The organism is Aliidiomarina sedimenti (assembly GCF_003986955.1).
Taxonomy (GTDB): domain Bacteria; phylum Pseudomonadota; class Gammaproteobacteria; order Enterobacterales; family Alteromonadaceae; genus Aliidiomarina; species Aliidiomarina sedimenti.
The window spans coordinates 705749-727934 of the sequence record NZ_PIPN01000001.1 but is presented as its reverse complement, the minus strand read 5'-3'; the positions used below and the strand labels follow the sequence as shown (position 1 = coordinate 727934).

General features: G+C 52.3%; 25 protein-coding genes. 15 read left to right on the top strand and 10 right to left on the bottom strand.

Annotated features, from left to right (window positions below):
- Position 1: 1 nt before the first annotated feature.
- Positions 2-907, bottom strand: a complete 906-nt coding sequence (locus CWE12_RS03495) for an AraC family transcriptional regulator (RefSeq protein ID WP_126788269.1) — start codon at positions 905-907, stop codon at positions 2-4.
- 124 nt (positions 908-1031) lie between these two features.
- Here CWE12_RS03495 and CWE12_RS03490 point away from each other — a divergent pair, with 124 nt between their 5' ends.
- From CWE12_RS03490 to rlmM, 9 genes are all read left to right on the top strand, one after another.
- The gene (locus tag CWE12_RS03490) at positions 1032-2525 is read left to right on the top strand and encodes a CoA-acylating methylmalonate-semialdehyde dehydrogenase (protein WP_126788268.1); all 1494 of its coding nucleotides are present in this window, start codon (positions 1032-1034) and stop codon (positions 2523-2525) included.
- A 14-nt stretch (positions 2526-2539) separates the two neighbouring features.
- On the top strand, positions 2540-3697 hold the full coding sequence (locus CWE12_RS03485; RefSeq protein ID WP_126788267.1) for an acyl-CoA dehydrogenase family protein: 1158 nt from the start codon (positions 2540-2542) through the stop codon (positions 3695-3697).
- Between the two features lie 20 nt (positions 3698-3717).
- On the top strand, positions 3718-4842 hold the full coding sequence (locus tag CWE12_RS03480) for an enoyl-CoA hydratase/isomerase family protein (protein ID WP_126788266.1): 1125 nt from the start codon (positions 3718-3720) through the stop codon (positions 4840-4842).
- A gap of 6 nt (positions 4843-4848) precedes the next feature.
- The gene (gene mmsB, locus CWE12_RS03475; RefSeq protein WP_126788265.1) at positions 4849-5745 is read left to right on the top strand and encodes a 3-hydroxyisobutyrate dehydrogenase; all 897 of its coding nucleotides are present in this window, start codon (positions 4849-4851) and stop codon (positions 5743-5745) included.
- A gap of 15 nt (positions 5746-5760) precedes the next feature.
- Positions 5761-6525 carry an SDR family oxidoreductase gene (locus CWE12_RS03470; RefSeq protein WP_126788264.1) on the top strand — a complete coding sequence of 255 codons (765 nt, stop codon included), beginning with the start codon at positions 5761-5763 and terminating at the stop codon, positions 6523-6525.
- Between the two features lie 223 nt (positions 6526-6748).
- Entirely contained in the window at positions 6749-7654 is a 906-nt protein-coding gene (locus CWE12_RS03465) for a transcriptional regulator GcvA (RefSeq protein ID WP_126788263.1), read from the top strand.
- Positions 7644-8294 (top strand): alpha/beta family hydrolase, encoded by a 651-nt coding sequence (locus CWE12_RS03460; RefSeq protein WP_126788262.1) that lies wholly within the window; start codon positions 7644-7646, stop codon positions 8292-8294. Before CWE12_RS03465 ends, CWE12_RS03460 begins: the two co-directional genes overlap by 11 nt.
- Positions 8291-8686 (top strand): DUF423 domain-containing protein, encoded by a 396-nt coding sequence (locus CWE12_RS03455; protein WP_126788261.1) that lies wholly within the window; start codon positions 8291-8293, stop codon positions 8684-8686. The genes CWE12_RS03460 and CWE12_RS03455 overlap by 4 nt, the downstream gene beginning before the upstream one ends.
- Before the next feature lie 2 nt (positions 8687-8688).
- Entirely contained in the window at positions 8689-9768 is a 1080-nt protein-coding gene (gene rlmM, locus CWE12_RS03450) for a 23S rRNA (cytidine(2498)-2'-O)-methyltransferase RlmM (protein WP_126788260.1), read from the top strand.
- A 91-nt stretch (positions 9769-9859) separates the two neighbouring features.
- On the opposite strand, the gene CWE12_RS03445 is transcribed toward rlmM, so the two are convergent.
- The 6 genes from CWE12_RS03445 to queF form a co-directional block, all read right to left on the bottom strand.
- Positions 9860-10864 (bottom strand): isocitrate dehydrogenase, encoded by a 1005-nt coding sequence (locus tag CWE12_RS03445; RefSeq protein WP_126788259.1) that lies wholly within the window; start codon positions 10862-10864, stop codon positions 9860-9862.
- 156 nt (positions 10865-11020) lie between these two features.
- Positions 11021-12199 (bottom strand): hypothetical protein, encoded by a 1179-nt coding sequence (locus tag CWE12_RS03440; RefSeq protein WP_126788258.1) that lies wholly within the window; start codon positions 12197-12199, stop codon positions 11021-11023.
- A gap of 51 nt (positions 12200-12250) precedes the next feature.
- On the bottom strand, positions 12251-12631 hold the full coding sequence (locus CWE12_RS03435; RefSeq protein WP_126788257.1) for a DUF3192 domain-containing protein: 381 nt from the start codon (positions 12629-12631) through the stop codon (positions 12251-12253).
- A 15-nt stretch (positions 12632-12646) separates the two neighbouring features.
- Entirely contained in the window at positions 12647-14005 is a 1359-nt protein-coding gene (ppnN, locus tag CWE12_RS03430; protein ID WP_126788256.1) for a nucleotide 5'-monophosphate nucleosidase PpnN, read from the bottom strand.
- Between the two features lie 21 nt (positions 14006-14026).
- Complete coding sequence (locus CWE12_RS03425; protein WP_126788255.1) at positions 14027-15520, bottom strand: GGDEF domain-containing protein; 1494 nt, start codon at positions 15518-15520, stop codon at positions 14027-14029.
- Positions 15521-15603: 83 nt separating this feature from the next.
- The gene (gene queF / locus CWE12_RS03420) at positions 15604-16467 is read right to left on the bottom strand and encodes an NADPH-dependent 7-cyano-7-deazaguanine reductase QueF (protein ID WP_126788254.1); all 864 of its coding nucleotides are present in this window, start codon (positions 16465-16467) and stop codon (positions 15604-15606) included.
- 60 nt (positions 16468-16527) lie between these two features.
- Between queF and syd the strand changes: the two genes are divergently transcribed.
- The 4 genes from syd (at position 16528) to CWE12_RS03400 (ending at position 18767) form a co-directional block, all read left to right on the top strand.
- On the top strand, positions 16528-17106 hold the full coding sequence (gene syd, locus CWE12_RS03415) for a SecY-interacting protein (protein WP_157981916.1): 579 nt from the start codon (positions 16528-16530) through the stop codon (positions 17104-17106).
- Between the two features lie 207 nt (positions 17107-17313).
- Positions 17314-17703, top strand: a complete 390-nt coding sequence (locus CWE12_RS03410; protein ID WP_126788252.1) for a DUF3192 domain-containing protein — start codon at positions 17314-17316, stop codon at positions 17701-17703.
- A 70-nt stretch (positions 17704-17773) separates the two neighbouring features.
- A complete protein-coding gene (locus tag CWE12_RS03405; protein WP_126788251.1) occupies positions 17774-18421 on the top strand; it encodes a GNAT family N-acetyltransferase in 648 nt (215 codons plus the stop codon).
- Between the two features lie 4 nt (positions 18422-18425).
- Positions 18426-18767, top strand: a complete 342-nt coding sequence (locus CWE12_RS03400) for an Mpo1-like protein (protein ID WP_126788250.1) — start codon at positions 18426-18428, stop codon at positions 18765-18767.
- Between the two features lie 22 nt (positions 18768-18789).
- Here the strand turns inward: CWE12_RS03400 and CWE12_RS03395 are convergent, their stop codons facing one another.
- Both CWE12_RS03395 and CWE12_RS03390 read right to left on the bottom strand, forming a co-directional pair.
- Entirely contained in the window at positions 18790-19122 is a 333-nt protein-coding gene (locus tag CWE12_RS03395) for a DUF3301 domain-containing protein (RefSeq protein ID WP_126788249.1), read from the bottom strand.
- Positions 19115-20182, bottom strand: coding sequence for a DUF3549 family protein (locus CWE12_RS03390; RefSeq protein ID WP_126788248.1), 1068 nt, complete (start codon positions 20180-20182; stop codon positions 19115-19117). The genes CWE12_RS03395 and CWE12_RS03390 overlap by 8 nt, the downstream gene beginning before the upstream one ends.
- Positions 20183-20270: 88 nt before the next feature.
- Between CWE12_RS03390 and CWE12_RS03385 the strand changes: the two genes are divergently transcribed.
- Positions 20271-20615, top strand: a complete 345-nt coding sequence (locus CWE12_RS03385; RefSeq protein WP_241984125.1) for a YqcC family protein — start codon at positions 20271-20273, stop codon at positions 20613-20615.
- On the top strand, positions 20612-21340 hold the full coding sequence (gene truC, locus CWE12_RS03380) for a tRNA pseudouridine(65) synthase TruC (RefSeq protein ID WP_126788246.1): 729 nt from the start codon (positions 20612-20614) through the stop codon (positions 21338-21340). Before CWE12_RS03385 ends, truC begins: the two co-directional genes overlap by 4 nt.
- Before the next feature lie 5 nt (positions 21341-21345).
- On the opposite strand, the gene dapD is transcribed toward truC, so the two are convergent.
- Positions 21346-22170 carry a 2,3,4,5-tetrahydropyridine-2,6-dicarboxylate N-succinyltransferase gene (gene dapD / locus CWE12_RS03375; protein WP_126788245.1) on the bottom strand — a complete coding sequence of 275 codons (825 nt, stop codon included), beginning with the start codon at positions 22168-22170 and terminating at the stop codon, positions 21346-21348.
- Positions 22171-22186 lie beyond the last annotated feature (16 nt).

Sequence of the window (22186 nt, the reverse complement as noted above, 5' to 3'; positions counted from 1 at the left end):
GCTATTCTCCGCTGTCTGCGGGTTGATGGGTATGCTGGCGTCGGTATGCCAATGGCGACACCCCGGTCATTTTTTTAAACAAACGGGAGAAATAGTAAGCGTCGTCAAAGCCGAGTGTTTGTCCGATCTGGCGGATACTATGATTACTATCCAGTAGCATGCGCTGGGCTTCGCGTACTTTCAACTGATTAAAGTAACGGAGCGGACTGGTTCCGGTCAGCTGGCGAAATTTTTTACTGAAATGGAAGGTAGAAAGGCCACTGAAATGGGCAAAATCCTTTAGCTCCAGTGCACGATGGCTGTTGTCGTGCATGAAGCGTTCCAGGGTGGTGATGGTGAAATTTGCGCCTTGTGGTTGTTCCAGGCGCCGTAAACTGGGTAACTGAACAATCAGTTTCTGTAGTAGTTTAGCGGCTAGCAACGCCCGTTCCAGATTCAGTCGCTGGTGCTGCAGGTTAAGTAGCTGGGTGACGTCCGGAAGCAGGGCACGCCAGTTGGACAGCGTGATGACCGGTGGTTGGTCATCGCGATTGACGCCGACAAAATCCATATATTGCTCAACCTGTTCACCCGCAAAATGCGCCCAGTAAATACTCCAGGGGGTATGCTTATCAGCCTGGTAAGAATGAGCCTGCCCACGTTTTAAAAACAGCACCTGACCGGCTTCCAGGGTACCGCTCTGGTGTTCAGTCTGGTAGCGTCCGCTGCCTTGATGACAGAATATAAGCAGGTGGTCGGTGTGCACAGAACGGCGTACACGGTGACCGACCGCATGCAAATAATGTCCATAAGCGATTGGATAGAGTTGGCGACTGAACGGATGCGCATGCAAACGGTCAATTGTTGTCTGTGGCAGCAGTAACCGTGAACTGCCTGCGGGCAAAGGCCAGCGAGAGGGTTGACTCATAAAACACCAGCGGTGACAATTTTGTCCATTATAAAGGCAATTTTATCGATTCTAAAGTGTAACCGCCTCTGCTTTAATGCAAGGCACACTAAATAACATACCATTGACAACGAGCAGGTAGATTATGGCTAAGCAAGTTCAACTGTACATTGGCGGCGAATTCGTAGATTCGGCCAGTACCGATATGATCCCGGTAACCAACCCGGCGACCCAGGAAGTGATCGCGCAGGTACCTTGTGCAACGAAAGACGAAGTAAATGCGGCTATTGCCAATGCAAAGGCGGTATTTGAAGAGTGGAAAGAAACCCCTGTTTCTGAGCGTGCCCGTGTCATGATGCGGTATCAGGCCTTATTAAAAGAACACCATGACGAAATTGCGACCATTCTGGCCAGCGAAACCGGGAAAACTTTTGATGATGCCAAAGGGGACGTCTGGCGTGGTATCGAAGTGGTCGAACACGCAGCGAATGTGCCGTCATTGTTAATGGGTGAAACCGTTGAAAACGTCGCGCGGGGAATCGATACATACAGCTACACCCAACCGCTCGGTGTCTGTGCAGGTATTACCCCGTTTAACTTCCCGGCGATGATCCCACTGTGGATGTTCCCGCTTTCTATTGCCTGCGGTAACACCTTTATTTTGAAACCATCGGAACAGGACCCGCTGACACCAACCCGTCTGGTTGAACTGTTTGAACAAGCGGGCGCGCCAAAAGGTGTGTTGCAGATGATTCATGGTGGCAAAGATCAGGTCGATATGCTGCTCGATCACCCGGATATACGGGCACTTTCGTTTGTCGGTTCGGTCCCCGTTGGTCAGTATATTTACCGTCGTGGTACCGAGAACATGAAGCGTGTGCAGGCGTTTGCCGGGGCGAAAAACCATTGTGTAATCATGCCGGATGCGAACAAGCAGCAAGTGCTTAATAACCTCGTTGGGGCCTCAGTTGGTGCCGCTGGTCAGCGTTGCATGGCGATCTCCTGTGCGGTGTTTGTCGGTAAAGCGAAAGAGTGGATTCCAGAACTTGCCGAAGCACTGGCCAAAGTTCGCCCGGGTGCCTGGGACGATAAAGATGCGGCTTATGGGCCGGTCATTAGCCCACAAGCCAAAGAGCGGGTACTTAAAATGATTCAGCAGGGTAAAGACGAAGGCGCAGAATGCCTGGTCGATGGCTCTGAATGCACAGTTGAAGGCTTCCCCGACGGAAACTGGGTCGGCCCTACCTTCTTCGGTAAAGTAACTGCTGACATGGAAATCTATAAACAGGAGATTTTCGGCCCGGTTCTATGTGGTATGGAAGCGGACAGCCTGCAGGAAGCCATTGCCCTGGTGAATGCGAACCCTTACGGCAACGGCACCTCAATCTTTACCGCCAGTGGCGCGGCAGCACGTAAATATCAGCACGAAGTCGAAGTAGGTCAGGTTGGTATTAACGTGCCAATTCCAGTGCCACTGCCATTTTTCTCGTTTACTGGCTGGAAGAACTCATTCTTCGGCGACTTACATGCCTATGGCAAACAAGCGGTACGTTTCTACAGCGAAACCAAGACAATTACTGCTCGCTGGCCCGAGACTGACCTTGTCAGCGGCCCGAACATGACCATTGATCTTAAGTAAGCCGAGGAGTTGACGTGAATTATAATTTAACTGACGACCAGCAGGCGTTTGTTGATACAGCGCGCGCCTTTGCTGAAAAAGAACTGGCGCCGAACGCGGCGCGCTGGGATGAAGAGCATCACTTCCCAATCGACGTTTTTCGTAAAGCCGGTGAAATGGGCTTTATGGGCATGTACACCCCGGAAAGTGCCGGTGGTTTTGGCATGAGCCGTCTTGACAGTGCACTGATTTTCGAGCAGTTGGCGATGGGCTGCACCGCAACCACAGCAATGATGACGATCCATAATATGGTGACCTGGATGATCGGCTCGTTCGCTAAGCCAGAGGTTATTGAAGAGTGGGTTGATGATCTTGTTGCGGGACAAAAGCTGGGCTCTTACTGCCTGACGGAACCAGGTGCCGGCTCGGATGCGGCCAGCCTGCGTACCAGTGCAAAGAAAGACGGCGATGAGTACGTTCTTAATGGCTCCAAAATGTTTATCTCCGGTGCCGGTGAAACGGATGTGCTGGTGGTGATGGCGCGGACCGGTGGTGAGGGTGCCAGTGGTATCTCAGCCATTGTCGTACCAGCGGATGCTGAAGGTATTCATTATGGTAAAGCCGAACAGAAAATGGGCTGGAACGCGCAGCCAACGCGTTTGGTTACCTTTGAAAACGTGCGGGTGCCGGTCAAAAACCTGCTTGGTGAAGAAGGCGAAGGCTTTAAGTTCGCGATGATGGGTCTGGACGGTGGTCGTATCAACATTGCAGTATGCTCGGTCGGGACTGCGCAGGCGGCGTTGAATACCGCCCGTGATTACATGCACGAACGGAGTCAGTTTGGCAAGCCGTTGGCGGCTTTCCAGGCGTTGCAGTTCAAACTGGCTGACATGGCCACGGAGCTGGTTGCAGCGCGTCAGATGGTCCGTCTGGCGGCCTTTAAAGTGGACAGTAACGACAGTGACAAGACGACTTACTGTGCCATGGCGAAGCGCTTTGCCACCGATGTTGGCTTTAAAGTGTGTGATGAAGCACTGCAAATCCATGGTGGTTACGGGTATATCCGTGAATACCCGCTGGAACGCCACGTACGAGATGTGCGGGTGCATCAGATCCTCGAAGGTACCAATGAAATCATGCGCATCATTATCGCGCGCCGCTTGTTAGCGGATGGTGCCAGCGAACTTGTGTAAGCCAGTCTAAGGAGGCACGCATGGATGTAGTAACTTTTTCCACTCGCCCGGCGGCGAATGGCAAAACCATCGCAATTGCCACCTTAAACTCAGAGCGTTCGTTGAACGCTCTGAGTTTACCTATGGTGGAATTACTTGAACCTAAATTAAAAGAGTGGCGTGACGACCCCAGTGTCGCTTGTGTCTGGCTTGAAGGGGCGGGCGAAAAAGCCTTTTGCGCCGGTGGTGACATTGTCGCCATGTACCAGGCAATGCAGGACCGGCCAGGTCAGGTGGTGAGTGAGGTTGAAGACTTCTTTACCCGCGAGTATCAGCTTGATTATTTAATCCAGACCTTCCCCAAGCCTTTTATTGTATGGGGCCACGGGATCGTGATGGGCGGCGGTATGGGGCTGATGAACGGTGCATCGCATCGGATTGTCACCGAAAGCACGCGCATGGCGATGCCCGAAGTCACCATTGGGTTGTACCCGGATGTTGGCGGCACCTATTTCCTCAACCGGATGCCGGACAAACTGGGTCTGTTTATGGGCCTGACCGGTGCGTCAATGAATGCCAGTGACGCATTGTTCTTGAAACTGGCTGATCATTTTGTGCCTTTTGCTGAAAAAGAAGTGCTACTGGAGAGCCTGCAGGAAATAAGCTGGGGCGATACCGAAAGTCTTAACAAGCAAAAACTGACTGATACCCTGAGTGAACTGCAGCAACAGCATACGGATCTGTTACCGCGGGGCGCAGTGAAGGGGCAGCTCGATAGCATCGGGCAAGCGCTGAATGGCGATAGCATTGACCAGGTTGTGAGCAATATTCTCGCCATTGAAAGCGACGATAAGTGGTTAACCCGCGCCCAGGGTTCATTGCGTAACGGCTGTCCGATGACCGCTCATTTAGTTTGGAATCAGCTCCAACACGGCGCCAAGCTGAGTCTGGCTGAATGTTTTCAGCTTGAGCTGACACTATCGGTTAACTGCGCGGTGAAAGGTGATTTCGCGGAAGGTATTCGGGCACTATTAATAGATAAAGACAATCAGCCTAAGTGGAGCTACCCGTCGGTAGCAGAGGTTCCGGCAGAGGCGGTGGATGCAATGTTTATGTCACCATGGGGTGACGATGCGCATCCACTCAAAGATCTGGCAAAGGAGTAACGAATTATGGCAACAATCGGATTTATTGGTCTCGGTAACATGGGTGGCCCAATGGCGGCTAACCTGGTTAAGGCAGGTAACAAGGTCAAAGTATTTGACCTGTCAGACGATGCCGTGGCAGCGCTTGTGGCAGAGGGCGCTGAGCAGGCGAAATCGGCAGCAGAGGCAGTAGCGGATGTTGAGTTTGTGATTTCGATGCTACCGGCCTCGAAGCATGTGCGTAGTCTCTACCTTGAAGAGCAGGGCATTAAAGGTGCTATTCCGAAATCGGCGCTGGTGATTGATAGCAGTACCATTGATGCAGCAACCGCACGTGAGCTGGCAGTTGAATTGAATAAAGTGGGTGTACGCTTTATCGATGCACCCGTTTCCGGCGGTACCGCCGGAGCAAAATCTGGCACCTTAACCTTTATCTGTGGCGGCGATGAGGCCGATATTGAAGAAGCACGGGCGGTTCTTGGCCAGATGGGCAAAAATGTCTTTCGTGCCGGGGAACATGGTGCAGGCCAGGTCGCTAAAATCTGCAACAACATGCTGCTGGCAATCCTCATGGCAGGTACCTCAGAAGCCTTGCAGCTGGGTAAAGCCAATGGGCTCGACCCGAAAGTATTATCGGAAATTATGCTGCAAAGCTCAGGTCGTAACTGGACGCTGGAAGTGTATAATCCGTGCCCGCACGTATTAGAAGGTGTGCCTTCCAGTAACAATTATCAGGGTGGCTTCCAGGTTGACCTGATGAAGAAAGATCTGGGACTGGCAATGGATACCGCAGAGCAGTCAGGGGCGGTCACCGCACTTGGCAAACTTGTGCAATCACTTTACAGCGAACACAGCAGCGACGGCTCTGGTAAGAAAGACTTCTCAAGTATTTTTAATCATTTCGAACCAAAGCGCGACGTCTAGAAGAAGGACTTAATAATGCAAGTTAACAACAGTGTGATTGTTATCACTGGGGGCGCCCAGGGGTTAGGCCGGGCGATGGCGGAACATTTTGCCGCCCAGGGCGCTCGTCTGGCGCTGATCGATATGAATGATGATACCTTGTCTGAGGCGGTTCAATCCTGTCAGCAACAGGGCGCCAAAGATGTCCGTAGTTATATTATTAACGTGACGGATGAAGAAGCTGTCGAATCTGGTTTTGCCCAGATAGACAGGGACTTTGGCGGTATCAATGTACTGATCAATAACGCCGGCGTATTACGCGATGGCATGCTGGTTAAGTACAAAAATGGTGAAGTGACTCATAAAATGCCATTGAGCCAATGGCAGTCAGTGATCGATGTGAACCTGACCGGGACCTTTTTGTGTGGTCGTGAAGCCGCTGCAGTGATGGCTAAACGCGAACAGGGCGGGGTGATCATCAATATATCGAGTGTTGCTCGCGCCGGTAATATTGGTCAGACTAACTACTCTGCCACTAAAGCAGGCGTGGTCGCCATGACCGTTACCTGGGCTCGTGAACTGGGCCGTTTTGGTATTCGTTGTGGTGCTATTGCGCCAGGCTTTATTGAAACGCCGATGACCCAGGCGATGAAGCCGGAGGCAGTGGAACGAGCGCTGGCAATGGTACCGCTTAAACGTTGGGGACAGCCCAGTGAAGTGGCAGATTCAGCGCGTTATATCATTGAAAACGACTTTTTCTCAGGTCGTGTGATTGAAATTGATGGTGGTGTTCGCCTTTAAATTTTTAGTGGTGAATATCCCCCAGCAATGCCTGTAATTAACGGGTAAAGGCGGCTTCGGCCGCCTTTTTTAATCCCGGCAATCGACATTTTCGGATTAACATAACTTTGCTAACTGGATTACTTTCTGTATCCTGATCAGGAGTCGGCACTGGTTTTGTGTTAATACCTGTATACCAGCGCCTTTACTGTGTTGAATAACGCCTCAGGCTAAGCAGTATTGTATGCGTAAATTACCGCCACTTAATGCGTTGAAGTCGTTTGAAGCAGCCGCCCGGCATTTAAGTTTCACCAAAGCCGCGGAAGAACTGTTTGTCACTCAGGCGGCCGTCAGCCACCAGGTAAAAGCCCTCGAAGATTACCTTGCGATGCCGCTCTTTTTGCGCCGCAATCGCAGTTTATTGCTGACTGAAGCCGGGCAGAATTATTATCTGGACATCCGGTCCATCCTTGAGCAGCTTACCCAGGCAACCAATAAGCTGATGTTGTCCAGTGAACGTGGTTCTCTGACTATCAGTGTGCCGCCCAGCTTCGCAATTTTGTGGATGGTGCCGCGCTTAAGTGAGTTTCACGACAAGTTCCCGGATATTGATGTGCGGATTAAAGCGGTGGATGAAGTTGCTGGGTCGCTGACCGACAATGTCGATATTGCTATTTACTATGGCCGTGGCCACTGGCCGGGCCTTAAGTCATACAAACTGCATGATGAATACCTGCTTCCGGTGTGCTCGCCACGCTTATTAGATGGCCCCAAGCCGATAAAAACCGCTGACGACTTGTTAAAACATACACTGTTGCACGAAGAAACCCGTAATGCCTGGGTCGACTGGTTCGCGATGGTGGGTCTTGAGGTGCCAAGCCGGATCAGTGGTCCGGTATTCAGCCATTCGTCGTTGTCATTGAAAGCGGCAGTTCATGGTCAGGGCATTGCACTGGCCAACAGCGTACTGGCAAAGCCGGAGCTGGACAGTGGCCATCTGGTAAAACTGTTTGAAGAAGTGCTTCCTACCAGCGATGCCTTCCACCTGGTATGCCGGGAGTCACAGGCTGAAATTGGTAAAATTGCGACCTTCCGCAACTGGCTGCTGGAGGTGGTCGGGCAGGAAGAAGCGGAAAGTCATGGTAAGTAGTGAAATGCACTGGGATGGGGAAGACAATCCCATTGTGTTGGTCTTCGCTCATGGTGCCGGCGCTGGTCCGCAGAGCGAGTTTATGCACAGTATGGCAGCTAAGCTGGCGCACCAGGGGCTGGCCGTGCTGCGGTTTGAATTTCCCTACTGGACTCAGGTGCGCGAGACAGGGCGGAAACGACCACCGAATAAGCAGGATGTGTTGCAACAAGCAATGCAGGACGTTGTTAGCAAAGCCGCAAACGGCACTGCGCAAGGCAAACCACTATGGTTGATGGGAAAGTCGATGGGCGCACGGGTCGCTTTTCAGTCCTATGATCCACTGCACCGGGCGGGCTTCAATGTAAAAGGCTGCGTTGGTCTGGGCTTTCCGTTTCATCCGCCAGGTAAACAGGATAAGACCCGCACCCATGAACTGATTAATGGTGCGGCGAAAAACCTGGTGATACACGGTAGCAAGGACCCCTTTGGTAAACAAAGCTGGGTCGAAAGCCAGTCGTTAGCAGCGCAACTCATGGTAGAATGGGTAGCTGGCGGCAACCATGACCTGGTGCCGAATAAATCCACCGGGATCAGTGCCAACGAGAGTTGGCAGCAGGTGGCGGAGCGGGTCGCACGTTTTATTAAGGAGCATTCATGAGCCAGATTTTCATTGTTTTGGCCGGTTTACTGGGCGCGTTAAGCGTTGCACTTGGTGCATTTGCAGCGCATGGCTTACAAGCCAGCCTGTCTGAACGGTCGCTTGAGGTATTCAAGACCGCAGTTCACTACCAGTTCATGCATGCAATTGCTTTATTGGTGCTTGGCGTCTGGCTTAGTCAGCAGGCTCTTGGTAACTGGGGCACCGCAGTCGGTGTGAGCTGGTTGATTGGTATTCTGTTATTCAGTGGCAGTCTGTATTGGTTAAGCTTAGGCGGGCCGCGCTGGCTTGGGCCGGTGACGCCGCTGGGTGGATTAAGTTTTATTATTGGCTGGCTATTGCTGGCCGTCGCTGCCTGGCGTGTTGCCGGTAGCGCTACAAATTCAGGGTAATTATGAGCGCTGTTGTATTATATTGTCGCGCCGGATTTGAAGGCGAATGCGCCGCAGAAATTCAGGAAAAAGCAGGCGAGCTGGGTATTTACGGCTTCTGCAAAGCACAGGCCGACAGTGGCCTGGTAACCTATCACTGCATGGCGGAAGAAGCCGATCACATTGCGAAAAAAATAGCGGTACGGAGTCTAATTTTTGCCCGCCAGCTATTTGTTCGTGTTGCCGAATGCAATGAACTGGAGATACAGGATCGCATTGGCGGCATGCTGGCTACGCTGAAAGCCCTGGATGAAGACACCTTGCCGTTATGCGGTGAGTTGCAGGTAGAAACAGCAGACACCAATGAAGGCCGAGCGCTCTCTGCGTTATGTAAAAGTATCAGTACGCCGCTGCGTAAAGCCTTGCGTGACGCTGGTCGCTTGACTGAGCGCGACAGTGACCGCCGCCCGGTGTTGCACGTATTGTTCCGCAGCACCCACTCGGCGATGCTTGGCTATGCTTATACCTACAACCACTCACCGTATCCGATGGGCATTGCACGGGTGCGCACACCGAAAGGCGCACCGAGTCGCTCGGCTGCCAAGTTAGCCGAAGCCTTTAAGGTTATGATCCCGGCAAGTGATTTTGACAGCCGCGTCAGCTCCGGCATGAAAGCCGTGGATCTGGGGGCTAGCCCGGGCGGCTGGACCTCGGTATTGGTCTATCACGGGATGATGGTGGATGCGGTTGATAACGGCGCAATGGACGAGGCCCTGATGCAAACGGGTCAGGTTAAGCACCGTCGGGAAGATGGCTTCATTTTTCGCCCCAAGCGGCGCAACGTTGAGTGGCTGGTCTGCGATATGGTGGAAAAACCAGTCAAAGTGGCGCACTTAATGGCGGACTGGTTTATTGAAGAACAGTGCCGCCAGGCAATCTTCAACCTTAAACTGCCGATGAAAAAACGTTATCCGTCCGTTCAGCAATACCTGCAGGCGATTCGTGATCGCTTCGCCGAAGCTGGCATGCGTCATTATGAACTTAGCGCAAAACACCTCTATCACGACCGTGAAGAAATCACCGTCTACCTGCGCCGTACCTAATCGAAGTCACCAGTATTTAAGACAATAAAAAAAGGCATGCCGAAGCATGCCTTTTTAAATTTATCGTTTTGTTTATGCGCTGGCTGGGTTGTTACAGGCGCTCAAGAATGGCCTGGGTAAACTCGGTGGTGCCGTGGCTGCCGCCAAGGTCACGGGTGGTGCGGTCACCGCTTTCAATGACGTCGCGCAGGGCGTTACGAATTTTCTCGGCTTTGTCCTGCATTCCCAGATGCTCAAGCATTTGAATTGAAGCCAGAATGACCGAGCTTGGGTTGGCCAGGTTTTGACCCGCGATGTCGGGTGCTGAACCGTGCACGGCTTCAAAAATTGCGCACTTTTCACCAATGTTAGCGCCCGGGGCCATGCCCAAACCGCCAACCAGGCCAGCACAAAGGTCAGAAATGATGTCGCCGAACAGGTTGGTGGTAACGATAACGTCAAACTGCGACGGGTCCATCACCAGCTTCATGCAGGTTGCATCGACGATCATTTCGTCGGATTCGATGTCGTCGTATTCTTTGCCGATCTCACGGGCTACGCTGAGGAACAGGCCAGAGGTTGACTTAAGAATGTTTGCTTTGTGTACCGCAGTAACTTTCTTGCGGCCTTCACGGCGCGCCAGCTCGTAGGCATACCGGACAATGCGTTCACAACCTAAGCGGGTTACCCGGCTCATAGCTTCCGCTTCACTGCCATCTTCTTTGGTCGTTTGGCCAAGCCCGGAGTACATCCCTTCGGTATTTTCACGAATAGTGATGATATCGACGTTGTCGTAACGTGCCTGAGTGCCTTTAAACGAATTCACCGGGCGTAAGTTGGCGTACAGGCCAAAGTGCTTACGCAGGGTTACGTTAATGGAAGTGAAACCGCCACCGACTGGTGTGGTTAACGGGCCTTTCAGGGTGATGCCGTTATTCTCGATGGCTGCCAGGGTACTTTCAGGCAGCAGCTCCCCATGTTTCTCCAGAGCGATTAAACCCGCATCCGCATACTCGTACTCGAAGTCACAACCGACTTTATCGAGGATCTGAGTGGCTGATTCAATGATATCCGGACCAATGCCATCGCCGGGAATTACGGTAATCTTTCTGCTCATGGGAGTTCCTTGTCAAATATACTACTGCCAGGCACCCAATCAGGACGCATGGGGAAATTGATAGAAGTTGAACCAACGGCGCCATTTATACCATATTTTGCACTGATTTGACCAGATTGCTTCGACTAAGGTCGCATGGCTGAGGGCGCAGACGCTTTACAGGTGGCCTGTCGGACAATGGTAACCACAGGCCCAGGCTGCCTGATGAACAAGCTGATGGTAATCATGGTGGTCGAACCCGTTCAATAGCGCCAGCGCCGGTTGCAATTCTCTGACTAACGACTGGTGTGAACTCTGGTCGGCTAACAGTTCGAGCCATTCAACACTGGCGATACTGAGTGCCAGCGCTGCCTGCAATGAATTCGTTGGCTTTTCGGTCAGTAACAGTCCGGGCAGGGCAGATGGCAGTTGCCAGTACTGGCATAAGCGCGTTGCGACACGATGTGTATAGGTTCGCGACGAGCGCAGCCAGCGTTGCAGCCGCCAGGGTTTAGCACCACTGTCACGGCGCCAGTGGCGGTGGCCTGTCCAGGCTGGATTGCGCCATGCATCGTAGACAACCAGCCAGCTTAGCAATTCAACCCGGCAGGGGAATTCAATCTGCTGTTGTTCTTCAAACATGAACAGCATTTGGGTGATCAACTGGCGACGGGTAAGCAGGCTCTTGCGCAACGGAAACTGGGGGCGGGTAAGACTGCTTTCGAAGTGACTTAATAAGACCAGTTCACGGCTGCGCTGGGGGCCTGTCAGCAGTAACGACTGTTTTAAACCGAGCACATGGCCCTGAGGGGTATACGCAGTGGCGTAGCGGCAAAGCAGCTGACTTAATGCGCTTTGCTGCTCCAGCATGGCGACGACCTGTTTAAATAATGCATCTTTTTGCGGCCAGTTAATCAGCGCCCGAACCAGGCTTGCCGGCATCGGTTTTACATCGTCGGTAAGGGAATAGGGAAGTTGTAGCGGCGGCAACTCATCTTCATCCTCGCTGGCTTCACAGGCAGCGCTATACTCGTCGCCGTATTGGTCGTTGAGGTAAGCACGGGCGATAAATTCGGCGGCAAACTGGTACTGAGTATGCCGGGCAAGACGGGCCAGGACCTGTTCCGGATGAAATCCCTGTTCCGCTTTTTTTGCCATCAGCAGGCAGGCTTTAGCCAGGTGACTAAGCTGTTGCTGTTGGCGCCCCTGCTTTAGCCACTGTATTTGCTGGCGTTTGTAAGGGCTGGCCAGCGGTACCAGACAGGCGCAGTGCTCAAACAGAGCGACTGCGTAATCAACACCGGTCAAATTGCGCAGTGACGGCGGTAACCGGGAGGTCATGGTGTCATCTTGCATAGTTAGCTCGTACTCATCCGCTATATCCTTTAGCTAATAATCCAGCGGCGACTAGCGCAACGGAGAGCCTGTGTGGCGGGTATACGCCGACTCTCCCCAGGCCAGTAAAACATCGTTGCGGAATAGCAGCGGGGTGGTTTCATCCCGCGTGGTTTGACCGTCAGAACGAACATGCTGGGTGCGGTAAAACAGAATCAGCAAGTCCCCGTCATCGGTTTCATGGGCCTCACTAATGTCAGGCGGGCCTAACAGCCGCAACACACCGTCTTTACCTTCACCAAGCTCAAGGCGTGAGATGTATTTACGATTAAACACCTCACGCTCCTGCCAGGTCATGGTTTCCGGGTTGGCAGTGTAAAATTGCAACACAGCAAGGGCGATGACCAAGTAAATCGTAAAGCCCGCCAGCACAATTTTAAATGCTTTACCCATTTTAACTTACCTTTCTCAGCTTACCACGACCCGGTAGCACGGCTCATAGGCGGTACCACCTGGCAGTTTCATTCGGTGTTGTTCCACAAATGACTGCAACAGGGTGTCGAGCTCGGCCATCAGCTCGCGCTCGCCATTAATAATGTAGGGACCGTACTGTTTGATAGCCGCAACCCCAGGTGCCTTGACGTTGCCTGCAACAATCGCCGAAAAAGCCCGGCGTAAATCTGCTGCCAGCTGTTCTTTGGGCTCGTCACGGTGCAATTTAAGTGCTGCCACGTTTTCATGGGTAGGCACAAACGGATGCTGGAACGGCTCTTCGATGTGCAGGGTCCAGTTAAAGTTGTAGGCGTCGCCACTTTCCCGGCGATAGCGTTTAACCGCAGTCATACCAGTCTGTAAGTGCTGCGCAACGTGCTCTGGATCATTGATAATAATTTCATACCAGTCGGTGGCTTCTTTGCCGAGGGTCATCCGAATGAAACGATCCATATCTTCAAAATACTGGCGGCTGCTCTCCGGGCCGGTAAGCACTATCGGCAGTTGCTGTTCGGCATTTCTGGGGTGCATCATAATGCCGAGCAGGTAGAGCAGTTCTTCGGCGGTCCCAGCACCACCCGGGAAGATAATAATGCTATGCGCACAGCGGACGAAGGCTTCCAGACGCTTCTCAATGTCCGGCATGATAACCAGTTCATTGACAATTGGGTTCGGTGGCTCAGCTGCAATGATGCCTGGCTCGGTCAGACCGAAGTAGCGGCCTTCGCTGTTGCGTTGCTTTGCATGACCAATAGTGGCGCCTTTCATTGGCCCTTTCATCGCCCCCGGGCCGCAACCGGTGCAGATGTTGAAACCGCGCAGTCCGAGCTGGTAACCGACTTCTTTGCTGTATTTGTACTCAGTGTCGTTGATCGAATGACCACCCCAGCAGACCACCATATCAGGGGCTGCAATTTGCTTCAGGGTTTGTGCATTGCGTAGTACATCGAAAATGACATGCGTCAGATGCTGTGGGTTCATCGCTTCAAGCACTTCGGCCGGATAGCGTTCACCGACATATAAAATGTCACGTAATACGGCTTCGACATGCTCACGAATACCGACAATCAGCTCACCATCGACAAAGGCTTTTGGCGGCGGGTTGATCAGCTCAAGCTTAACGCCCCGTTCGCGGCGTAAGACGATGACTTCGAAGTCTTTGTACTGTTCAAAGATATCCGCGCTATTGTCAGTCAGGCTGCCGACATTGAGTACGGCTAATACGCAGTTGCGGAAAAGGGTATATAAAGGACTGTTTGAAGACTGTTGTAAGCGCTCAATTTCCAGTTGCGAAAGCAAGGACATACTGCCTTGTGGGGATAACGAAATTCTCATCGTGCCGTGTTTCTCCTGCGGCTATTGTTGACTAACCCGATCACGGCCCTCATTTTTGGCCAGATAAAGGGCGCGGTCTGCTCGTTCGAAAACGCGCGCGGGGGTGTCCTGCGCGACAAAGCTTGAGACCCCAGCCGATATAGTGATCGAGATACTGGTGTTCTTAAATTTAAATGGGATACTTTTAATCCGGTGCCGGGCTTTTTCCAGCAGCTCAAAAGCAACCTCGGTTGTCGTTTGCGGGAAGACAATGACGAACTCTTCACCACCGTAACGACAGACAAAATCTGTATCGCGCAACGATTTTTTAAGCATGTTGGCGATCACTTGCAGGGTTTTATCGCCTGCGGTATGGCCGTAAGTGTCATTGATAACCTTGAAATGATCAATGTCAGCAATGGCAATGGCCAACGGAGCAGCATAACTTTGCCAGCGCTGATACTCAAGCTCTAAGCGTTCTTCAAATGCGGCCCGGTTAGGTAACCGGGTCAAACTGTCCTGCAGGCTTTTGAATTTTTGCTCGCTGAGTTTGCGCTTGTACATTTGTGCTTCGCTTTCAACGTCTTCCAGCCGTGCCTGCATGGTACTGAGCTGATTACGCAATGACTGACGCTCACGTTGCTCCATGGTCAGCTTATTAACCAGTAACTCGCTGATGTCGTTTACATGCCCCTGCACCTGATGTTTTAGCTCTTGCAGGCTGGAAGCGTTATTCACTGAAGACGCCAGGTTTTGTACTCTGGCTTGCAGCTGCTGGCTCAGTTGAGCCTGTTCTTCACTGGTGTCGTCATGGGTCTGGACGGCCCGGGCCAGTGCTTTATTAACCGACGACAGGGCATCGCTAAGCGAGAGTAAAAACTGTTGTGCCGATTGTCGCTCTTCGTTAATCCCCTGAATAATAAGACGCAAGGCGTCCATGCAGGCATTTAACAATTGCTCGCCATCGAGCACCTGGAGTAATCGTTGGCGCAGGCTTTGCAAGGTGTTGCTGGCCGCGCTGCGGAAATCGATGGTGGCGAGTAAATTAGTCAGCTCACCTTGCAAGGCCTGATAGTGCGCAGCGTTTGGTTTCTCACCGAATGGGCGGACGCTGGTGCTCAACTCAGCCTGAAAACGCTCGATAACATTGAGCATTAACGGCAGCAGTTCACTGTAGCTGTGTAACGGCGCTTGCAGGCGTTGCAGGACATCTGCGGTTTGTTCTTTGCTGCCTGGCGCTAGCTTTTCATAGTCAAGCAGGTATCGCAGTGCGCTGATAGAACCCAGGTGAACCTCACGCATGGTGCGCTCGATCCGGGCCTGTTCACGCTGCAATGCTTGCATAACCGCATCAAAATGCGGCTTCAGGGCGTCGATGCTAAGCGTGTTGGTGTCGGTCAGGCTTTTAATTTTCGCCAGGTGTTTGTCAATGTCGCCGCTGATGCCGCGGGATGCGTTGCCGAGTCGATTAATAAACTCCAGCAGGGTGTTGATTTCCCCTTGTCCCGGGTAGCCGTTGTACTGATTACTACTCACTCAGTGTCCCGCAGTGTCGTGCAATAATGCATATGTATTTGCCCCTCAAGTATACCGCAGAAGGCGTCTCCCTTCGATACGCGTTATTGGCGTACCCCACGCCTGGACTCTGGCCAGGTTTTGCTGGTGCTACGCAGCGGATTAATATCCAGGCCCCCACGGCGGGTATAGCGTGCTGTGACAGTGAGTTGCTGACACCGGCAGTGTTGCCGCAGGTCCTGAAAGATTCGCTCTACGCATTGTTCATGAAACTCATTATGGCCCCGAAACGACACCAGATAGCGTAATAAACTGGCGCGGTCGATCTGAGGGCCGCTATAGGCAATGCTGACCGACCCCCAGTCAGGCTGGTTGGTAATCAGGCAGTTTGACTTCAGCAGATCGCTGCACAACACTTCGCTCACATCAGCTGTTTTGCTGTGCTCAGCGTGTTCGTCTACCAGTCGCAGCAGCCCTGGTTGATACTGATAATGTTCGATCTCAATATCCTGCTGGTCGATCGATTGCCCTGCTAACGCTGCTATCGGCCGCGCCGCGAATTCCTCAAGGGAATAAAGCAAAACATCCACAGGGGCACCGGCACAACGACTTAAATCGACCGCCATTGTTTGCTGCACCTGTTGCCAGTCGGCAAAGCGACTTTGATTAAAGCTGTTCAGGTAAAGTTTGAAAGACTTTGATTCAATCAGGTTAGGGCTGGTTACCGGAACCACAAACCGCGCGATGGCTACCTGCGGCAGCCCCTTGCTGGTGAGCCAGGAAAGTTCGTACCCGGTCCATTCGTCGACGCCGTGGAATGGCAGGTCATTATCCTCGATCCCGATGGGGAGCCGGTTAAGAGAACGCGGAACAGGTTGCAGCAAGCTGGCATCATACTGTTCGGGATACTCAGTCGTCTGGCCGAGGGTAAGGTTGGCCATGGCGTCATTCGGTTGCTTTGCTGGCATATGGATACTCCTGTCATTACAATGCTGGGCATTGTAATCCTTCACAAGGTGAACCGCTATATGTCCGACTCCACTGAACACAACGCCAGGCTACAACAGGCGCTGGCTGACTTACAACAACGTTATCGTCGGGCCTATACAGAGGCAGGTACGGTGCCGCAAACCGAATACCTGGACGAGTGGCAGGCGCCTTGCTATGACGGTGACGTGCGCTTCGGTCTGATCCCCTGGCGTGCGGTGGTACAACAGCCAGTGACCAATTTTAACGACGTTGAGCGCGGCCTGGAAAGCCAGTTACACACGGATGTACAACTGTTTTACGCGACGTATTTCGCGGCGGATCTGCACGTGGCGTTGGACGGGCAGCCGATGACGCTGTCGCAGGTGATGTGCGTCGAAGATGTAGAGCGTCTGCAGCGTAACCTGATTGCCCATGTATTGATGAAGCGCCAGTTGCAGCAGGATGTCACTCTGTTTATCGGCACCAGTGACGCCAGTGATGACTTAATTGTTTCGGTACATAACTTAACTGGAGAAGTTGGCCTCGAGTATGCCGGAAAACCACAGCATGAAAAGCTGGCAGATAACCTGACAGAGTTTTTGCAACGACTCGATGTGCGAGTTGTAACGGATGCTTAATTTATCGCCAATTGTGGTGAAAGTGGCGAACCAAGCCCGATTAAAGAGCCTATTTTTTAGTAAAAGTGGCCAGCGGGCACAGACTGGATTTTTATTAAGCGGCTGTTTATAAAGGTTTTTTACACCTGGCGCAAACTTTGCAGAACGTAGTGGTGTTAGCCGAGTGTAAGAACACTACTTTCTAAAACTAAATAATAATGAGGCCGTATGAAATCTTTACTAGCAATGACCCTACTGGTGCCTTTGGCATTGTCAGCATCTGCCTGTGTAGTTGTCGTAGATGGTGATAAAAGCTCTGAAAATTCACGTAGTCAGAGTGACTGGGAGCGACAGGAATCGCGCAACCGTCAGGCTTTGAATGAGCTGCACACACAACAACCAATGGCTGAGGTTATCGAGCGCATGGGCAATCCGGATTTTGACGAGCAACTTCGCATTGGCGAGCGTAGCTACCGGGTTCTTTATTACCGCACCCAACGCGTCGAGTCTGATGGCATGACCACGAAAGATGAGTGCACCCCGATTGTGTTTGAACGGGGGGAGTTGTATGGCTGGGGTGAAAACCAACTGAAAGTGTTGCTTTCATCCAGCAATTAGTTACTTTAATGTTAAGCTATTTATTCTATCGTATTGTTTGGTAGTCAACAGGTTGAACAGAGGAGAGCCAATGTCGGGGCAAGCGCAAACGACGTCAGATAACCCGCAACTAACGGGACAACTGAAGTACCTGAGTGGTGAAGATCTTAGTGTCGCTGCCTCGCTATTGTTGCAGGCGTACCAGGACGACCCGGTTTTTCAGCAAATTTTTAAAGCAGATAAAGAAGGTTATGCACAGCGGTTACGTGCAGCCATTCGTGAGGAACTCAATGCGTTCTGGCAAAACCGGCAACCGATGTTTGGGCTTTTTCACGGTGAAACGCTGGAAGGCGTGGTTTGCTTAACCCGTCCTGATCAGGGTTTTTCTTCGCAACGCTTCTGGCATTGGCGCTTACGCATGTTATTAACGGCGGGTTACGTAAGTACCCGCCAGTTGATTGAGAAAGAACGCTTAATTGAACAGGCTGTGCCTTACCAAAGCTATTTTATGCTGACTTTTATTGCGGTGCATCCACGGTATCAGCAGCACGGTCTTGGCCAACTGCTGGTGCAGGCGGTGGACTCAATGCTGACAGGCGACCCGGATGCGGAAGGTGTGGTCGCGCTGGCAACCCGCCCGGAGTATGAGCACTTTCTTAGTCAACACGGATATCAGAAGCTTAGCAGCATCGAGGTGGGCGACATTAGTGGCGCACTGATGAGCCACGGGCGAGGTTGATAGTATGCAATTCCAATCGTTTAAAGAATTTTATCCGTATTACCTGGCTGAGCACAGCGATAAACGTTGCCGTGCGATGCATTATATCGGCAGTACGCTGGTACTGGCGGTAATTGTGCAGGCTATGCTAAGCGGGCAGGCCTGGTGGCTGCTGTTAATGCCGGTCATTGGCTATGGGTTTGCCTGGCTTGGTCACTTCGGTTTCGAGCACAACAGGCCGGCTACCTTTAAACATCCCTGGTACAGCCTGCTCGGCGACTGGGTGATGTACAAGGACTTTTGGGTTGGGCTTTTCGGCGGCCCCTCGGTGGCTGATAAAATCAAACCACCAACCAACCCATCCTGAAGCAGACGCTGCTAGCGCAGAACTACTCGAGGTGCTCTCCTTCGGCCGCAATGGTCCGGTAAACCGGCATCTCAATCTTCAGCAAGCGGCGGTTACTAAACTGCAGTTCACCTTCGTAGCGACTTTCGTGGTCGCTGCTAAAACCAAACCGATAGCGACTGTGCCAGTATGGGCCGCGGCGACCCAGCCGCAGTCGCATCTGATACAGCGCAATATCGAGATACTGCAACTGGTTCTGTTTGCAATAGTGGATGGCATAGCGCTGCGCCTGTTCGCCTAACTGGCGAAACTGCCAGAACAGACCGGCAATGCAGGCAACGACGGCCAGCATAACCACGGTTGATAAATCAAACATTGCGCTGAACCCTCGTTTTCATCGCTGTAATAGCATTCTTTATGGCCTCACTTTGCTGGTCGGGAGAATGCAGTAGCAGCAACAGATGAGGGCGTAAGGCGGGCAAGGCAACCAAATCTGCGAACAAATGCGGGAACAGGTCCGGCTGGGTCGCTAACTGGTTCAGATAGGCGTTACGAATACTCTCGTCTTCTAGTAACGGCCACAACCGGGCTGCCAGTATAACCAGCAGATCAGGTTCACAGGAGGTATCGAGCAGGGTCCTAATCTCGCGCTGCAGCTCGCTGGTTATGCGGCTGCCGGATTGCACCGAGCTACTCAGCGCGCGAAGTAATGAAATACGCAGAGGCAGCGCTGCTTCGCCGCGTTGCTGTTGCAGGCGGGCGGTTAAATTATGTTGCAGACTGCTGGGTAGGGGGTGCTGCTCCAGGGTTTCACAAAGCACTTTCTGAAAAGGAGCAGGCCAGCTGTCAAAGTGCTGATGGATAGCAGCGGCCAGCTTGGGCTGTTGATTGAGGCGGACGGCAACATCGTGCAATCCCTGTAAGCCGAGTTGCTGCCAGTCAGCTGGCTGGCTCTTGCCAAGAATAAAGGCCTCAGCGTCTTCATAATAAATGCTCGCTGGCTGTTCTAATAAGTAGCTGACTTTGGCATGAAAGGCGGCTCGTTTATCCTCAGAAGGGGTAAAAATATATGGGTTTTGTTTCAGGATCTCGTCCTGTTCAGCGCTGGTTGGCGCGGTAATATCGCGACCCAGTGCTTCGACTATAATTTGCAGATAATGCTGGCGCGCGCCATGGCTGATCAGGCCACGCTCATCCAGTGGAAACTTCGCGAACCAGATATAAGGGCTCTGCGCATTATTTTTATGCCAGAAGACAATGCCAAGCCAGGCGTGTTGTTGCAGCGGTGTGGGGTAGGGCTGCTGGCCAGCTTCTATCAATGCAAACTCAGTATTTGCAATTTGTTGAACAAGACGACCTAAGTCAAAAATGTAATAATGGGTGTCTCCGATAGTGAGAAACTCAGTTAAAGTATCAACGCTGTTCGCCTGGGTCATAGTTCGTTAACTCGTTACAGGTGGTGATGAATGTCAGTCGTATGGTGTTATATTTTGCCAATTCAATGCGGTAAGTAAGAGAACTCTAGTGCAATATCAGCAAGTCCAGATTTTATTAGTGCAGCTGCAAAACGAGCTGCGGGATCTTCAGTTATGGCAGTCGCAAGCTCCGTCTGCGGAGGCTTTGCAGAGCACCCAGCCATTTGCGGTGGACACCCTGGCGTTTCACCAGTGGTTGCAGTTCATAATGATACCACGAATGGAAAACCTGGTGCAGGCGCGTCGACCTTTACCAACCTCGATGGCAGTCAGCCCGATGGCGGTGCAGGTGTATTCCGGTCAGTTGAAACGGCATCGGATGCTTATTAATTGTCTGCGTGAGTTGGACCAGGCTGTTACCGGGCAGGACCCATTGCAACCGGACCAGGCATGAGCGAACTGTCGCTGCTGTTTCAGGATCCCTATTTCGTCGCCATCGATAAACCTGCGGGATTATTGGTGCATCGCTCCTGGATCGCGTCTGAGGCGAAAGAATTTGCGCTGCAGATGCTACGTGACCAGATAGGGCAACGGGTGTATCCGGTGCACAGACTGGATCGTCCCACCTCGGGTATTTTACTCTTCGCACTGGATAGTGACAGCGCGCGACAAATGGGTGAATGCTTTGCCAACCGTGAGGTACATAAAATGTACCATGCGGTGGTGCGTGGCTATTTGCCCGAGCATGGTCAGATTGATTACCCGTTAACAGAGCAGCTGGATAAGATTGCCGATAAACAGGCATCGACGGACAAAGAAGCGCAGTCAGCGGTGACCGACTATATGACACTGGAGCGGGTTGAATTGCCTTATGAAGTCAGTAAACAGCACACTACGGCGCGTTATTCACTGGTGAAACTGTCACCGAAAACAGGTCGTAAGCACCAGTTGAGACGCCATATGGCACATCTGCGACATCCGATTATTGGTGATACCAGTCATGGTGACGGCCGCCAGAATCGTTTTTTTCGACAGCATTTTGACCTGCAGCGTTTGTTGTTAGCTGCGACCGGGATGGAATTTACCCACCCAATTACTAAGCAGAAAATTCATATTCAAAGTGAGGTTCCGGCAGAGTTCCGGCGCCCGTTTCAGGCGCCGGATGCAATACGGCCTTAACTGCGTTACTCAGCGGCCCGAAGTAGCTCGTTAATACCGACTTTAGCGCGGGTCTTGGCGTCTACTTTCTTGACGATAATAGCTGCATACAAGCTGTGGCTGCCATCTTTGGCGGGCAACGAACCAGGTACCACTACCGCACCGGCAGGTACGCGACCGTAATGAACCTGACCGGTTTCGCGATCAAAAATGCGAGTGCTCTGGCCGATATACACGCCCATCGAGATAACGGCGCCCTCTTCGACGATGACCCCTTCGACAATTTCTGAGCGGGCACCAATAAAGCAGTTGTCTTCGATAATCGTGGGGTTGGCTTGCAAGGGCTCCAGCACGCCGCCAATGCCGACGCCACCAGACAGGTGAACGTTCTTACCAATTTGCGCACAGGACCCAACGGTTGCCCAGGTGTCGATCATGCTGCCTTCATCGACGTAGGCGCCGAGGTTGACATAGCTTGGCATGACCACCACGTTGTTACCCACGAAAGAGCCCCGACGAACCATCGCCGGCGGCACCACACGGACACCGTCACGTTTAAAATCAGCTTCGCTGTAGTCAGCGTATTTACTTGGGACTTTGTCAAAAAAGCGGGTTTCACCACCGTCCATCAGTTCGTTGTCATTGAGACGGAATGACAATAACACCGCTTTTTTTACCCATTCGTTGACCACCCAGTCACCGTCTTTCTTTTCGGCTACCCGCAGGGTGCCTGAATCGAGCCCGTCAAGGGCCTGGCGAACGGCGTCACGAATCTCATCCGGCGCACTGGCCGGGGACAAGTCCGCACGCTTCTCAAAAGCGTCTTCGATAATCTGTTGTAGCTCTTGCATAACTTTCCTACTTCGT